14 protein-coding genes and 1 riboswitch are annotated in these 15,473 nt (G+C 70.3%); of the genes, 9 read left to right on the plus strand and 5 right to left on the minus strand.

The annotated features are described in order from the left end of the window. Positions 1-31: 31 nt before the first annotated feature. A complete protein-coding gene (locus AB0L00_RS23705) occupies positions 32-1,540 on the minus strand; it encodes an ISL3 family transposase (protein ID WP_364437970.1) in 1,509 nt (502 codons plus the stop codon). A gap of 422 nt (positions 1,541-1,962) precedes the next feature. Between AB0L00_RS23705 and AB0L00_RS23710 the strand changes: the two genes are divergently transcribed. From AB0L00_RS23710 to AB0L00_RS23725, 4 genes are all read left to right on the plus strand, one after another. Continuing rightward, positions 1,963-2,559 carry an RNA polymerase sigma factor gene (locus AB0L00_RS23710; RefSeq protein ID WP_364437973.1) on the plus strand — a complete coding sequence of 199 codons (597 nt, stop codon included), beginning with the start codon at positions 1,963-1,965 and terminating at the stop codon, positions 2,557-2,559. Between the two features lie 15 nt (positions 2,560-2,574). Continuing rightward, a complete protein-coding gene (locus AB0L00_RS23715; RefSeq protein ID WP_364437976.1) occupies positions 2,575-3,582 on the plus strand; it encodes a CU044_5270 family protein in 1,008 nt (335 codons plus the stop codon). A gap of 31 nt (positions 3,583-3,613) precedes the next feature. Further along, complete coding sequence (locus AB0L00_RS23720) at positions 3,614-5,251, plus strand: hypothetical protein (protein WP_364437979.1); 1,638 nt, start codon at positions 3,614-3,616, stop codon at positions 5,249-5,251. Between the two features lie 571 nt (positions 5,252-5,822). Beyond that, a complete protein-coding gene (locus AB0L00_RS23725) occupies positions 5,823-6,266 on the plus strand; it encodes a PPOX class F420-dependent oxidoreductase (RefSeq protein WP_364437982.1) in 444 nt (147 codons plus the stop codon). Between the two features lie 214 nt (positions 6,267-6,480). On the opposite strand, the gene AB0L00_RS23730 is transcribed toward AB0L00_RS23725, so the two are convergent. Continuing rightward, positions 6,481-7,824, minus strand: a complete 1,344-nt coding sequence (locus AB0L00_RS23730; RefSeq protein ID WP_364437985.1) for a cytosine permease — start codon at positions 7,822-7,824, stop codon at positions 6,481-6,483. Continuing rightward, positions 7,815-7,931: riboswitch (TPP riboswitch) on the minus strand. (Overlaps the previous gene by 10 nt.) 23 nt (positions 7,932-7,954) lie before the next feature. After that, on the minus strand, positions 7,955-8,293 hold the full coding sequence (locus AB0L00_RS23735; protein WP_345366506.1) for a rhodanese-like domain-containing protein: 339 nt from the start codon (positions 8,291-8,293) through the stop codon (positions 7,955-7,957). 42 nt (positions 8,294-8,335) lie between these two features. On the opposite strand from AB0L00_RS23735, the gene AB0L00_RS23740 reads away from it, so the two are divergent. After that, positions 8,336-8,881, plus strand: a complete 546-nt coding sequence (locus tag AB0L00_RS23740; RefSeq protein ID WP_364437988.1) for an SSI family serine proteinase inhibitor — start codon at positions 8,336-8,338, stop codon at positions 8,879-8,881. An 18-nt stretch (positions 8,882-8,899) separates the two neighbouring features. Here AB0L00_RS23740 and AB0L00_RS23745 read toward each other — a convergent pair whose 3' ends face one another. Next, on the minus strand, positions 8,900-9,760 hold the full coding sequence (locus tag AB0L00_RS23745) for a DNA-formamidopyrimidine glycosylase family protein (RefSeq protein WP_364437990.1): 861 nt from the start codon (positions 9,758-9,760) through the stop codon (positions 8,900-8,902). A 173-nt stretch (positions 9,761-9,933) separates the two neighbouring features. Here AB0L00_RS23745 and AB0L00_RS23750 point away from each other — a divergent pair, with 173 nt between their 5' ends. Both AB0L00_RS23750 and AB0L00_RS23755 read left to right on the plus strand, forming a co-directional pair. Continuing rightward, positions 9,934-10,902 (plus strand): CapA family protein, encoded by a 969-nt coding sequence (locus AB0L00_RS23750; RefSeq protein WP_364438468.1) that lies wholly within the window; start codon positions 9,934-9,936, stop codon positions 10,900-10,902. 105 nt (positions 10,903-11,007) lie between these two features. Continuing rightward, positions 11,008-12,105: an alpha/beta fold hydrolase gene (locus tag AB0L00_RS23755; RefSeq protein ID WP_364437993.1), complete on the plus strand. Its 1,098-nt coding sequence runs from the start codon at positions 11,008-11,010 to the stop codon at positions 12,103-12,105. A 32-nt stretch (positions 12,106-12,137) separates the two neighbouring features. Here AB0L00_RS23755 and AB0L00_RS23760 read toward each other — a convergent pair whose 3' ends face one another. Then, positions 12,138-12,971, minus strand: coding sequence for a sulfite exporter TauE/SafE family protein (locus AB0L00_RS23760; RefSeq protein WP_364437995.1), 834 nt, complete (start codon positions 12,969-12,971; stop codon positions 12,138-12,140). A 96-nt stretch (positions 12,972-13,067) separates the two neighbouring features. Here AB0L00_RS23760 and AB0L00_RS23765 point away from each other — a divergent pair, with 96 nt between their 5' ends. Both AB0L00_RS23765 and AB0L00_RS23770 read left to right on the plus strand, forming a co-directional pair. After that, complete coding sequence (locus AB0L00_RS23765; RefSeq protein ID WP_364437998.1) at positions 13,068-13,778, plus strand: sulfotransferase family protein; 711 nt, start codon at positions 13,068-13,070, stop codon at positions 13,776-13,778. Next, entirely contained in the window at positions 13,775-15,460 is a 1,686-nt protein-coding gene (locus tag AB0L00_RS23770; RefSeq protein ID WP_364438001.1) for an AMP-binding protein, read from the plus strand. The genes AB0L00_RS23765 and AB0L00_RS23770 overlap by 4 nt, the downstream gene beginning before the upstream one ends. Positions 15,461-15,473: the final 13 nt, after the last annotated feature.

The raw sequence follows: 15,473 nt of genomic DNA on the forward strand, positions 1-15,473 counted from the left end.
TGTCGCTCTTTCGGTGGTAACCGAGGGTGAGCTACTGGAGGAGGATGCGGTGGCGTAGCAGGTGGAAGCCTGCTCGGCCGTACATCTGCCGTTTGATCAGCTTCGTCTTGGTGTTGACGCCTTCGGTTCCGCCGTTGTGGTGTTCGCTGGTGAGGGCTGCGTGGACGGCGTCTTGGTCGAGTCGCAGACCGCGGATGAAGGAGTGGACGTGGGGCAGGTTCGCCTCTTCCGCGGTGCTGGTCCACTCCTGTAGCCGGCCGGCGTTGTCGTCGGCGGGGGTGAGGAGCTGGGCGAAGCCGCGGACCAAGGCGGCGAGCCGACTCATCTCCGGGCAGGCGCTGGTGGTCTTGGCCAGGAGTTCTTGCTGGTCGGGCCGGAGGGTGTCGGGGCGGCTGAGCAGGAGGCGGGCGAGCCTGCGGGGTGAGATGGCGGGCCGGTCCTCTTCGACGCGGCCTTGGGTGATGTAGCGGTAGAGGAGGTTCTGGCTGCCGGTGTAGCCGCGTTCGCAGATCTCGCGAAGAAGCTGAAGGACGGGGACCGCGGGGTCTTCGGCCCGGCATTTATGCAGGTACTCGCGGTGTGGGTCGACGAGGGTGGGACGGTACTGCGGCGCCCGCCGCACCTGGGCGGGCTCGGGGATTCGCGCGTAGCGTTTGACGGTGTTCAGCGCGAGGTTCAGCCGCCGGGCGCATTCGAGGAGACCGACACCGGCGTCGAGTAGGTCGTGGACCTGGTGCCACCGGGCGAGGGTGGTGGTCGTTCCGCCGTTGAGTTTGCGCACTCGGGAGACGCTGGCCCAGCAACCGCTGTGAACCGCCACTTCCTTTCTGGCCGCCTCAGCGAAGTTGTGCCAGATGTGCCACCGGTCCCCGACCTGCAGGGCAGCGGGCAACGCCTGGTGCACGGCGTCGGCGTAGCCGGCGGCGCCGTCCCGGCAGACGATCTCGACGCCCGGATGCTCACGCAGCCACGCGGCAAGAGTGTCGGACCTGCGGTCGGCCAAGACATCGACCCGCTGGCGCGTCTCGGCGTCGATCAAGACGGTGGCGTAGGTGCGCGAACGCCGTAACGAGAAGTCATCCACGCCCAGCACGCGCGGCGTTAGCACCGGCGGAAGCGCGATACCCAGCAGCGCCCGCAGCGCGGCATGGCGAGAGATCGGTACCCCCAGCGCGGGCAACACGCGGGCGCTGGCCCGGCCGGCTAACTCCCGCACCACGGCGGCGACCTGGGCGGCCAGGCGCACGGTTCGTCTTTGGTACCGCTCCAGCACCCCAGCCACCTGTTCCCGGAACGTCCGCCGGGGACACCGCCAATCGCGGCAGGCCAGTCGGCGCAGCCGCACGTTCACCACCACCGGCCGCCCGTCGAGGGCGACATCGGCCACGACCCGCTCGCACCAGGCGTGGACACGCGCGGTCTGGACGGCGCATCCCGGGCACGGCACGGGCACCTGCCGGCTACGAGCCCGCACCCGGATCCGCTCGCCCTCATCCGTCACATCGTCGATGACCAGGCCCAGTTGATCTTGCTCTGGCAAAGGACCGTTTATGCGAGGCGCCCCCGCCTACGCACCGGCCAGCGCGGAAGGACGACGGCCGAAGGAGTAGACAGATGCCCGCCGAGCAGGCCGACACACTGCTTAGGCGCTTGGCGCTTGTGCATCGAGGTTCGTGGAGCTGGTAGCCGAGACGCTGCGCGGAGGGGTGGCTGGTCGTCGGAGGTCCGGACAGTCCTGACGCGGTCTCTGCGGCCGTGTCTCGGTGAGCCCGGGTGGTGGATCACACAAGTTATCTGAACTTGCAGCCGCTGCGAGCAGCGGAAACCGTCGGTTGGTTCACGCTGTCGAGCCGGACGTGGCGGTGCTTCGATCGACCGATGAAACGGTTTTGTGCCGATCGGTGAATCAGGGCGTTCATGCACGCTGCGCGGAAGGCAGACGATGATTCGAAGGATTCGGACATGGCCGTGGTGACGCGCGCGCTATCGACGGATGTAGCCGGTGACGCCGTGGTCATCGAGCGGTCCTGGCGGGAGCCCGAGTGTTTCGCCGAGGTCTTCGACCGCTACTACCCCCAGATCTACGGCTTCGCGGCGGAGCGGCTGGGCCGGAGCACGGCCGATGACGTGGCGGCGGAGACTTTCATGATCGCGTTCGATCGGCGGGACCGCTACGACCTGTCCCGTCCGGACGCCCGGCCCTGGCTGTATGGGATCGCGGTGAACCTGATCGCCCGACATCGGCGGGCCGAGGCGCGCCAGTACCGGGCGCTGGCCCGTACGGATGTCACCGAGATCAGTGAGGGCCACGCGGACCGCGTCACGGGCCGGCTCGACGCCCAGGCCCACCGGGGACCGCTGATGGCGGCGCTGGCCGAGATCTCCGACAAGAACCGGGACGTGCTGCTGCTCGTCGCGTGGGCTGAGCTGACCTGCGAAGAGGCAGCGGAGGCTCTCGGCATCCCGGCCGCGACGGCGCGCGTGCGGCTGCACCGGGCCCGCAAGAAGCTGCGCGCCGTACTGACAAAGACCGAACCGACCACAGAGAAGGGCCGTTGACCGATGGATGACGACATGAAGGTTCTGCGCGCGGTGCGGCAGGGGCATCTGCCCTCCGACGCCGCCCACTCGGCCGCCAGGGCGGCCCTGCTCGAGCGCGCCGCCGCCGCGCCGCTGGCGGCCCCTGCACCGGTCCGCCGGTTCAGGCTGCCGCGGGTGGGCTTCCGGCTCGCGGCGGTCGGCGCCCTGGCTGTCACGATCGCGGCGGGCGTGACCGTGGCCGGGTACGTGGACGGCCCGGCCCACAGCGGCGAACACCGCCCCAGCACCCCGGGTGTGTCCGCTGCCCCGGTCGCCTACGTGCTGGACCAGGCTGCCGACGCCGCGCAGGCCCGGCCTTTCACCGCACCACGGAACGACCAGTGGGTCTACGTCGAGGTGCGATACCAGTCTCCGGGCAAACCGATCAATGGTCAGGTCCAGACGGCCGGGACACCGCTGAAGACGCGAGTCGGCCGGACATGGACGCGCGCCGACGGGACGAAAGTCGCCACCGTGGAGAACGGCAAGATCGCCGTCAGCCCCGTGGGGGGTCAGCCGCGTACGGATTACGCCACCCTCAAGGCGCTGCCGCGCAACCCGGCCGCGTTGCTGGCCTGGGTGCGCAACGAGGCCGTAGCGTCCGGTCCGCGGAAGGAACGCCCCGGCCAGAAGACAGACCACGACGCCGTGGCCTTCAGCATCTTCAACTCCATGCTGGTCAACGGCGTCATGCCTCCCGCGCAGGAGGCCGCGATCTTCCGTGCTGTGGCCAAGCTCCCCGACGTGACGGTCGACCGGAAGGCGGTCGACGTCGACGGACGACCGGTGCTGGCAGTTTCCCACGTCACTGAGGGCTGGTTGAACCAGGAGCTCCTGCTCGACCCGGCGACCTACGCGTACCTGGGCCAGCGGAACGTCGCGATCAAAGACCACACCGAGATCTGGTCCGGTGGCACGGCCACGACGAAGGAGGGCGCGATCGACGTTCTCATCAGCCGTCTCGCCGCCGGCGTCGTCGACCGGCCCGGACAGCGCCCCTGAGCCCGGCCGGATCGACAACAGGAGAGAAGACATGGTTCTGAAAAAGGCGTTCACGGCCGCTGCGCTGACGCTGCCTGCGCTCGGCGTGATGGCCCCGCAGGCGGTTCACGCGGCACCCGTGGTGGTCGCGCACAATCCGCCAGGACGTTTCGTACGCGGAGACGTGGTGACCGGCAAGACGTTCCAGCATTCCGCGCCGCGACCTGCGAGATCGCCTGCCGCCGGTACGCACACGCTGACGCTCGACGTGCTCGACCGCGCAGGGCAGCCGCCCACAGACGATCACGACGGCGTAGTGGACCTCATCTCACTGGACGGAGGAGATGACTCCTCGGCGGCGCTGACGAACGGGCACGGCGAGACCTCTGTACCGGACGGGAAGTACGCGGTGACCACCCAGGTGATCACCGCCGAACCGGGCGGCGGGACGTCGACCACCCTGATCTACCTGGCGAAGGTCTCCATCACCAGCGACGCCTCCCTCATACTGGACGCCCGCATGGCAAAACCGGTACGGGTCGCGGTCGACCGGCAGGACGCCCGGCCGACCTCGGTCGCCGTCATCGTCTCGCCGGAAGGCGGCGACGCGGACATCGTGCTCGATGGAAACGACCTGTACGTCACGCCGACGGCGGCCGACTCCGGTCTGACCTACCGCCTTCAGGCACGCCTGACCCGAAACGGCGCCCAGACGGGCAGTCCCTACATCTACAACGTCGCGACCACCGCCGACGACATCCCCGCCGATCCGGGACTGAGCGTACGGACCAAGGATCTGGCCGCCGTACGAACCGACTACGCGAGTGAGGGCGGCCCCGCCTGCGCCGGGACACATGCGGCCGTGGACTGGGGCATCGGCCTGCAGGCCGGGCTCTACGCCGGCATCGGCGCACTGCCCGCGAGCCGCGTCGAGTATTTCACCCCGGGACTCACCTGGAGCAGCGACGAGGGCGTCACCACCGCCGACTGCGGATTCGCAGGCGGCAACCTCGACGGCTTCGGACGCCAGGACGTCTTCCCGCGCGCGGGGTCCTACAGCCGGCAGTGGAACGCGGCTCCATTCGGCCCCGCGGCCGGCTACCTCGATCTCAACGACGCAGGCGGCGCGGTGCTCGATGTCCCGATGCTGTCCGGCCCCGATCTGGAGAGCGGCCCGGCACCGTACTCCTACACGACCGGCACCTCGACACTACGCGACGCCACAGGAACCGTCGTGGAGACCGCCGACCAGCCCGGCTTCGAACGGACCTGGAAAAAGCCCGCCCCAGGCAAATACCAGCTCACCGTCGACGCGCGGCGTGCGGCACCCTGGTCGGACCTGGCCACCCGCCAGCACGTCGTATGGGACCTCACGGTCGGCGACAGCGGAAAGATCACCCTGCCAGCCGTCCGCTACCGCACGACACTCGACGCGGACAACCGGGCTCACGCGGGAACCCCGCAGACGATCACGCTCGTACCGGATGGACTAGACCCATCCGCGAGCGGCACGCCGCAGCTCTGGGCGTCATACGACGACGGCGCGACCTGGAAACCGATCGCCGTCCAGACGAGCAGCGGCCAGTGGACCGCCTCCGTCCCCAACCCGGCGTCTGGGCACGTGTCGTTGCGCACGCGGATCCCAGGTCTCATCGACCAGACGGTGATCGACGCGTACGGCATCGGCTGACGAATCGAACCGCCCATCGCCGGGAGCACGCCCCTGAACGGTCCCGTCCGGTGATCCGGACGGGACCGTTCGGTTTCCACACCGCGCGGTGTCGGCGAACGACTGATCGGCTGTTCCCGCTGCGAACCCCACAATCCAAGATCATCCCAGTGTGGGTTTTGGGCTTACTTGGGCTGGACCCGATGAAAGCCCAGAGTTCGTGCGAACCGAAGGGTCCTCACGATGAACCCACGAGCCTTCAGGCTCTTTCGACAGTTCTGGCCATTGGGTTCGGGGGAACTGGCGGGGTCTTGTTTCTCGGCCATGGTCGTCAGTCACCGTGCGTTGAGCCCATCTAGGTGACGGTTCTGGCAATTCGTCGGGGGTTCGCGACCATGGCTCGTGATCTCTGACAGAGCAGGTCGATGTATGAGCCGGAGGGTCGACGAGCCTCGCCGTTGTCCGTCCGATTGACTCGACTCGCCAGCTCCCAACCCCGGCTGACGACATCGAAAGCCGCCGTGTGGGCAAATCGATGCGGGTGGCTTAAGGCCCTTGACCTCAACTTTGGTTCAGGTTTTAGGCTGAATGCATGACCTTCACCGATGCCGAGCTGGAGTACCTGACGGAGCATCCGCTCGGACGTTTGGCCACTATCGGGCCAGACGGCGCCCCGCAGGCGCACCCCGTCGCCTTCTGGGTCAACCCCGACAGCGGCATAATCGAGATCGGCGGCCCCGAGCTGTCCAAGAGCCAGAAGTTCCGGAACGTCAAGGCTGACCCCAGGGTCTCTTTCGTGGTTGACGATCAGGCCGAGACTCCCAACCCGATCGGCCAGACCGGACGAGGGATCGAGATACGCGGTCGGATCGAGATCGTCTCCCAAGACCCTCCGCTCATTCCCGGCTTCAGCCACGAAACGCTCCACCTTCACCCGCACCGGATCATCAGCTGGAATATCGGCGAGTTCGTACCGGCCGGATCGGCACATCCGGCGCACCTGCAGGGGTACAACTCCCGCGATGTCTCCCGATAGCCGTAGCCGCTGGCCCAGGCACGTAATCTCCTTATGACGAGTCCCACCTGGTTCGAGCCGGAAGACCCTTCGGTATTGCTGAATTTGGGGAACCCGGACAGATTCCCCGAGTTCGCGGGAACTGAAGGGCCCTCACGGTGAACCCACGAGCCTTCAGGCTTTATGGACAGTTCTGGCCCTTGGGTTCGGGGGAACTGGGTGTCTTCGGTACGCCTCAGGCGGTGGTCTGGCGGCGGTGGATGGTGCCGATCAGGGCGGTGACGGCCGCGGCGACGGCGAAGGAGAGCAATGAGGCGCTCATCCAGTCCGAGGGGGTGAAGTGCAGCGCGCTCTGGGCGTGCGTCCACAGGCGGGACCACCAGCCGACCTGGCCGGGGTTGATGAGCTGGTACGCCGCGATGCCAGCCGCCCAGGCGACGATCATCCCCCAGCGGGCGGGCGCCCGGTCGGAGACGTCCCAGCCGCGCCGCCCGGTGAAGCAGAAGAAGTCCACGGCCAGCACGCCGAGCATGGGCACGAACACCGACCCGATCAGCGTCAGGAAGCCGGAGTAGTTGTCCATGTTCAGCGCGAGCGCGAGCACCGTCGTCAGGGCGCCCAGCACCACGGTGAGCACCCGTCGGTCCGCGCGGGTCACGAGGTTCTGGATCGAGACCGCGGTCGAGTAGACGTTCGCGAACGACTGGTCGACCTCGCGCAGGACGAAGACCGCGAAGAACAGCGTGCCGAGGGCCACGTGCTGGAACGGGCCGAACACCTTCGAGGAGTCGCCGGCGACGAGCGCGAGCGCCAGCAGCCCGAGGACGTACGCGACGACCTGCGTCAGGCCGTACGCCACGCTCGCGGCGCCGAACGCCGCCCGCTCGGAGCGCGAGTGCCGCGTGTAGTCGGCCGCCATCGGCACCCAGGAGATGGAGACGGCCAGCGCGGCGTCCGCGCCGATCCAGAAGTGACTCCACGAGCCGTGGGTGAGGTTCGGCAGCGGCTGCCGGGCGAGCTGGACGTAGAAGTAGCCGAGGGCGAGGACGACCGCGACGGTGACGTACCGGCGCAGCACCCGCACGGAGCCGAGCGGCCAGAGCGTCAGCACGGTCGTGATCACGCCCGCCACGACCACGTACGCCCAGCGCGGGCCGCCGCCGGCGAGTTCCTTGGCCGCGCCCGCGATCGTGACCAGCTCGAACGTCCCCCAGCCGACCATCTGCAGGATGTTCAGCACGGTGGGGACGTACGACAGGCGGGTGCCGAACAGGCCGCGCAGCAGCATCATCGCCGGAACGCCGGCGCGGGTGCCGGGCACGGCGGCCAGCCCGAGCATGATCCCGCCGATCGCGGTGCCGACGACCATGGCGAGGATCCCGGCGACGATGGGGAGCCGGGGCGTGCCCTGGGCGTCCGGGGCGAGCACCGTGTACGCCCCGGAGAAGGCGAGAAGGCTCACGCCCAGGTTCGCCCAGAACGCGCTCTGGTCCCAGAAGCTGAGGACCTTCGGTGCGGGTTGGTCGAGGGTGTACGGGGCCTCGTTGTCAGACGATCGCTCTTCGACGGCGGCGCTCAAGGCACACTCCCTACGCCGGCATTACCCGGTCAGGTTCGAGCGGTCGGCGGCACCTGTGAAGCCGCCCTCTCAGCCCGGTCTTGGTCCGAGCTCCCGCGGGTCTTAACTTTTCCGCCGTAAATGTACCTCGTCAGGCGACGTATGGCTCCCCGCCCGATTCGCTGACCATCGGACGGCCCGCCGCCTCCCAGGCGTGCATGCCGCCCTGGACGTTCGCCGTCTTCCAGCCGGCGTTGTTGAACGCCGCGACCACCGACGCCGAGCGAGCCCCCGACCGGCAGATGACGAAGATGTCCTCACCGGTGGGCACCTCGGAGGCGCGGGCGCCGAGCTGGCTCAGCGGGATGTGCACCGCTCGGGGCGCGTGGCCGGCCTTCCACTCGTCCAGTTCGCGCACGTCCAGCAGGAACGCGTCGTCCGGGACCTTGGCGACCTCCACGGCGGGAATCTGTTCCCTGAAAGAGTTCACACGTCAAAGGAACCACGAGCCATCGCCCGGAGTCGAATCGTCATGAGGCAATCTCCATCCAGACTGCGACCAGCGACCCTCGCCATCCCCGGCATCGTCGTCGCCGCCCTCGCGCTGGGCGGTTGCAAGAACGGGGACGGTTCCGCGACGGCCGCGCCGAGCAAGGGCTCCGAGACCCCCACCGCGTCGGCGGCGCCCGGCACCCCGGCGCCGACGGCCTCCCCGACGGCGCCCGCACCGACCGGGTCGGCGGCCGGGACCCGGCTGACCGTGACCGTACGCGCGTCGGAGACGTCGGCGCCGAAGACCTGGACGCTCACCTGCGATCCCGTGGGCGGGACCCTGCCCAAGGCCGACCAGGCGTGCGCGGCGCTGGCCGCGGCGGCCGCGAAGGGGCAGGACCCGTTCGCGCCGACGCCGAAGGGCCAGATGTGCACCCAGATCTTCGGCGGCCCGCAGACCGCCACGGTCACGGGCACCTGGACCGGCAAGAAGATCGACGCGCAGTTCAACCGGAAGAACGGCTGCGAGATCAAGCGGTGGGGCAACCTCGTCGCGCTGTTCGGCCCGGTGCCGCCCGCAGGCTGAGCGGCACGGGGCCGCCGGTCACTTGAGCAGGCGGGACATCCGGCGGTCCGCCAGGGGCTTGCCGCCGGTCTGGCACGTCGGGCAGTACTGCAGGGCGGAGTCGGCGAACGACACCTCCTTGATCGTGTCGCCGCAGACCGGGCACTTCTGTCCGGCCCGGCCGTGCACCCGCAGGCCCTCTTTCTTCTCGCCCTTGAGGTCCTTGGCCGCCACGCCCCGGGAGCGTTCGACCGCCTCGCCGAGCGTGTGGACGATCGCGTCGTACAGCGTCGTGACGTCCTCGTCGGTGAAGCTCGAGGCCAGTTTGAACGGCGACATCCGCGCCACGTGCAGGACCTCGTCGGAGTAGGCGTTGCCGATTCCGGCGATCACGCTCTGGTCGCGCAGCAGCCCCTTGATCTGGGTGCGCCGCCCGTCGAGGATCTTCCTCAGCGTCTCCACCGTGAAGTCCGCGCCGAGCGGGTCGGGGCCGAGCGACCGGACGCCCGGCACCTCCGCGGGGTCGCGCACGACGTACACCGCGAGCCGCTTCTGGGTGCCCGCCTCGGTGAGGTCGAACCCGGAGCCGTCGTCGAGGTGGACCCGCACGGCGAGCGGGCCCTTGCCCGGGCGGGGCGGCGCGGGCGGCAGCGCGTCCTTCCACCGCAGCCAGCCGGCCCGGGACAGGTGGACGAGGAGGTGGATCCCGTCGACGTCGAGGTCGAGGAACTTGCCGTGGCGGTCGACCCCCGTGATCGTGAGACCGTTCAGCGCGGTGATCGGCGGATCGTACGTCTTCAGTGACGAGATGGCCGCCACGTCGATCCGTGCGATCGCCCGCCCGACGGCGTGCTCGCGGAGGAAGGCGGCGAGGGACTCGACCTCGGGCAGCTCCGGCATGGGTCCAAGAGTACGACTCCGTCCACAGGCTGTGGACGACCGCCGACCTCGGTGGACGATCGCGGCGGGTCTCGGTCGGGTGACCTCGGTGGGTGATCGCGGCCGTGGGACCTTGGTCCCTTGGCCGGGCGCGGTCGCCCCGGCCATCCTGGAGGCGGGAGTTCGGTGTGACCATGACGGTCGCCCTGGGCGGCGACACGATGCTGGGACGCGGGGTCGCGGAACGGATCGCGGCGTGCGGCCCGTACGGCATGTTCGCCGACGAGGTGCGGGAGATCTTCCGGTCCGCCGACCTGTCCATGGTCAACCTCGAGTGCTGCGTCTCCGCCCGCGGCGAGCCGTGGCGCGCCCCCGGAAAACCGTTCCACTTCCGCGCGCCGCCGGCGGCCGCGGAGACCCTCGCCGACCTGGGGATCGACTGTGTGACGCTCGCCAACAACCACGCGCTCGACTACGGCCCCGAGGCGCTGACGGACACGCTCGGCCACCTGGCCAGGGTGGGGATCCGGGTCGTCGGGGCGGGTCCCGACGTACGCCGGGCGCGGGAGCCGGCCCTGTTCGACACCGTGGACGGGCGGGTGGCGGTCCTCGGCGTCACGGACCATCCCGCCGAATTCGCCGCCCGCGAGAACCGGCCCGGAGTCGCGTACGCGGACCTGCGCCGCGAGGTCCCGGACTGGCTCACCGGCCGGATCCGCGAACTGTCCGCCGACGGCGCCCGCGTGCTCGTGCTGGCGCACTGGGGCCCCAACATGACCACGGAGCCCCCGCGCTACGTACGAGCCGCCGCCCGAGCGCTGGTCGACGCCGGGGCGACCCTGGTCGCCGGGCACTCCGCGCACGTCTTCCACGGCATGTCCGGCCGTGTGCTGTACGACCTCGGGGATCTCGTCGACGACTACGCCGTGGACCCGGCCCTGCGCAACGACCTCGGTCTGGTCTTCCTCGTCACCATCGCCGGGTCCGCGATCACCGGGCTGAGGGCGTCCCCGCTCACCCTGGAGTACGCCCGTACCCGCCTCGCCACCGGCACCGACCATGCCTGGATCCGGGATCGGTTCATCACCGCCTGCGCGGCGTTCGGGACGGAGGTCGTCGAGGAGGACGGCCGGCTGTCGGTGGCCGGCCCGGGACCGTCGTGAGGTCCTTCGACAGGGCCCCTGCCTTTGAAAATACCTTCACCATGACTCAAACTGGAGTTAGGGGCCACCGTAAAAAGCTGGGAGCGGCAACGGGCGGAGGTGGCCATGTCATTCGCGGAAATCACCAAGGTCCTGAGCAGACACAGCTGGTGGATGAGCGGATCTCCCGAGGAGACGCGGGAGACCCGGGCTCCGGTACCCGGTGACCTCCGCACCCTGACGGTGACGGCCGACGACGGAGTCCGGCTCCACGTCGAGGTGCGCGAGGCCCGTGGGGCGAAGGTGACCGTCGTGTTCTGCCATGGATTCCTGCTGAACTCCACGAGCTGGCACCTCCAGCGCGACGCGCTGGCCGGCCGGATCCGCGTCGTGCTCTGGGACCTGCGCGGTCACGGCCGATCGGGCTGGGGATCTCCGCCGAACGCCACGATCGACCAGCTCGGCCGCGATCTGTTCGCGGTGCTGGAGGAGACCGCGCCGCGGGGCCCCGTCGTCCTGGTCGGCCACTCGATGGGCGGCATGGCGATCCTCGGGCTCGCCGACGCGCATCCGGAGCTGTTCGGCTCCCGGATCGTCGGTGTGCTGCTCGCCTCGACCTCCTCGGGTGACCTGTCCTCCGTCACCATCGGACTCCCCGAACGCACCGCGCGGGTCCTGCACCGGATGGTCCCCGTCACGCTGAGCACGCTCCGCCACCAGGCCAGGCTGGTGGACGCCGCGCGCCGGCCGCTCGGCGGGATGTCCTTCCTGCTGACCCGCTCGTACCTCTTCGGCGCCCACGTGTCGAAGCAGGTCGCCGAGGTGACCGCCCGGCTGATGGCGTCCGTCCCCATCGAGGTGATCGCCGACTTCTACGCGGAGCTGATCGCGTACGACAAGCGGACCGCGTTGCCCGCGCTCGGCCGCGTGCCCGTGCTGGTCATGGTCGGCGACCGGGACCTCATCACGCCGATGCGGCACGCCGAGGCCCTCGCCGCGCAGATCCCCGGCGCCGATCTCGCGGTGATCCCCGGCGCCGGGCACCTGCTGACCCTCGAGCGCGCCGCCGAGGTCAATCACCACCTGTGGGCCCTGCTCCGGCGCACGACCGGCATTCGGCCCACCACCGAGCCCACCCCCATCGACGGCGAAGAACCCGCGGAGGAGGTCCGCCGGCATCGTCGGCCGCACCGCCTGATCCGACGCAGGCAGGCCGATCGATGAGCCGGCCGGGACGGCCGGCGGTCCACCGCCTGTCAGCCGCTGGCGAGCTTGATCACGGCCGCGACGCCCACACAGACGATCACTCCGCGCAGGATCGCGGGCGGCAGCCTGCGCCCCACCCTGGCGCCGAGGACGCCGCCGATCATGGAGCCCAGCGCCACGAGCAGCACGGCCCACCAGTCGACCTTCGCGACGCAGATGTACAGGACCGCCGCCGTCGCGTTCACGAGCATCGTCAGCAGGTTCTTGGCGGCGTTGACACGCTGCAGTTCCTCGTCGAGGAAGATGCCCAGCAGGCCGACCAGCAGGACGCCCTGCGCCGCGCCGAAATAGCCGCCGTAGACGCCGCCCGCGAACACGCCGAGCAGGAGCCAGGGCCCGCCGTGCGCCCGCCGAGGCCGGGAGGCGAGCCGGCGGCTGATCATGGGCTGGGTCAGCACCAGCACGCAGGACAGGCCGATCAGCACGACCACCACCGCGGTGAAGGCCTGCTCGGGCAGGTTGAGCAGGAGCAGCCCGCCGACCAGCGCGCCCAGCACCGAGGCCGGGGCCAGCCGGGCGAGCCGGCCGCGCTGGCCCGCCAGCTCGGCCCGGTACCCCAGCACGCCGGTGACGCCGCCGGGCACCAGGCCGATGTTGTTCGAGACGTTCGCCGTGATCGGCGGCAGCCCCACGGCCAGCAGCGTGGGGAAAGTGATCAGCGATCCCGATCCGACGATCGTGTTGATGGTTCCGGCCGCGATCCCGGCGGCGAGCACCGCCAGCACCGCCCACGGCCGCGCGGACAGCGCGAACACGGCGACGCATCCGGCCACCGCCACGGCGAGGAACAGGCCGATCAAGGCCCAGGGGTTGGGGGACCTCATGGTCGGCGACTCTAGAACATGTCTCGAAGATTAAGACAATCAATCTCAAACTAGGAGATTTCACACAGAAGAGCCGTACAGCACGGGGGGTGACACATGCTGAAGGTCATCGGGGCTGGACTCGGACGGACTGGCACGTACTCACTGAAAGTGGCTCTGGAACGCCTAGGCCACGGACCCTGTCACCACATGTCCTCGCTCGGCGGGGACCTCGACCGGATCCACGAGTGGGAAGCGGCCGCTCGCGGCGAACCGGTCGCGTGGGACGACCTCCTGGCGGGCTACCGCGCGACCGTCGACTGGCCCTCGTGCTTCTTCTGGCAGGAACTCGCGGACGTCTACCGGCAGGCACCGGTCATCCTCACCGTGCGCGACCCGGTCCGCTGGTACGCGAGCGTCCGCGACACGATCTACCGTTCCAGCCACCGGCAGCCGGGATGGCACGGCCTCGCGATGTGGCTGGAGGACATGGTCTGCGCGGGGCTCCGCGTCCGACGCCGGATGTGCGAACGGGTGATCTGGGAGGGCACCTTCGGCTCCCGCTTCGGCGACCCCGACTTCGCCCTCCAGGTCTTCGAATGGCACAACGCCCACGTACAGGCGGTGATACCCGATCATCGGCTCCTGGTGTACGACGTCGGCCAGGGCTGGGGGCCGCTGTGCGAGTTCCTCGGCGTTCCCAGGCCCGACGAGCCGTTCCCGCACCTCAACGACACGGCGGCGTTCCGCCGGATGGCGTCCCGGCGCCGCCGGCGGCTGCTCACGCTGCGCCCTCTCGGTTCCGACGAGCACACGGCGGTCCGATGAACGGGCGGTCGCACCCCGGCCACGGCATGCGCGACCTGGTCGCGTCGCTGAAGCCGCCGTCCTCGCGGGCCGGGCCGTACTACGCGGGCGGCCGGTGGCGCCGGGAGTCCTTCGTCGACGATCTCCGGACCGCGGCCGCGGACCTGCCCGACCGTACGATCTTCGTCAACTGGCGCCGCGACCTCGGACGCGAGGTCATCGTGACCTTCGGCGAACTGGCGGCGTACGTCGACCGGCTGTCCGCCGGGCTGCGCGACCTCGGGCTGCGCCCCGGTGACGTGGTCGCCTACCAGCTCCCGAACTGGTGGGAAGCCGCCGCGCTCGGCCTCGCGTGCCTGGACGCGGGGCTGATCGCCGTGCCGATGATGGCGACCCTGGGGGCGCGTGAGGTCGAGCGCATCCTGGCCGGGACCGAGGCGAACGCGTGCGTGGTCGTCGACCGATGGGAGACCGCGCGCCCCGCCCGCCTCCTCGCCGACCTGGACACCCGCCTGCCGAGGCTGCGCCACCGCGTGGTGCTCGGCGACGCGGCGGCGACCGGCTCGCTGGCGTTCGCCGACCTCCTCGGGTCCGACTCCCGTCCCCGGGCGCGCGTCGCCCGGGGGCCGGACGAGGTGTCCCTGGTGCTGTTCACGTCCGGGACGACGGGCGAGGTGAAGGGCGTACTCCACACCGCCAACACGCAGTACGCCTGCACCCGGCCGAGGCACCGCGCCGTACGCGACATCCCGGAGCCGCGGACGGCCACGCCGGCGAACCTGACCCACTCCGTGGGGATGCGGACGAACGTCCTGATGCCCCTGGTCACGGGCTGCAGCTCCGTGTTCGCCGACACCCGGGACCCGGACGTCTGGCTGGACCTGCTCGCCCGGCACCGCGTCACCCATTTCCTCGGCGCGCCCATGATGCTGGCCAGGCTCGTCGAGGCCCAGCGGCGGCACCACCGCCCCCTGCCCTGCCTGCACTTGATCATCAGCACCGGGGCCCCGCTCCCCGTCTCGCTCGTCGCCCCGGTCCACCGGTGGCTGTCCCCGGGCCTCGTCAACGGCTTCGGCATGACGGAGACGGGCGGCATCACCGCGACCGCCGTCGACGACCCGCCCGACTGGACGGGCCACAGCATCGGCCGCCCCGTTCCCGGCTGCGAGATCCGCCTGGTCGCCGACGAGCCGACCGCCGGGGACCGGGCGTTCCGGCTCTACGTACGCGGTCCCTCGGTGTGCGCGGGCACCTTCCGGCTGCACGACCGGCGGCCGACGTGGGACCCGGCGGCCACGGACGGCTGGTACGACACCGGCGACCTGGTAGGCGAGGACGGCAGCGGCGGCCTGCGCTACCTCTCCAGGGACGCCGACCGGATCGGCAGCCCCCTCCTGATCCCGATCCTGGAGGTCGAGGACGAGCTGCTGCGCCACCCCGCCGTCGCCGAGGTCGCCATCGTCGGCCGGCCGAACCCCGGCGGCGAGGAGACCGTGTGCGCCTTCGTGGTCCCCACCGGTCCCGCCCCTACCCTCGACGACCTGCGCGCGCACCTTCTCGGTACGGGCATGACGGAGTGGTACCTCCCGACCCGCCTCGAGTGCGTGGCCGCGCTGCCCCGCAACGAGCTGGGCAAGGTACGCAAGGCCGAGCTGCGCGACCGCCTCCGCCCACCGGAGAACGGCCCGGTCCACAACCCGTAGACCGAGAAGCCGC

Origin of the sequence: Actinoallomurus sp. NPDC052308, assembly GCF_040679195.1 — a bacterium.
GTDB classification, from domain to species: Bacteria; Actinomycetota; Actinomycetes; order Streptosporangiales; family Streptosporangiaceae; genus Actinoallomurus; species Actinoallomurus liliacearum.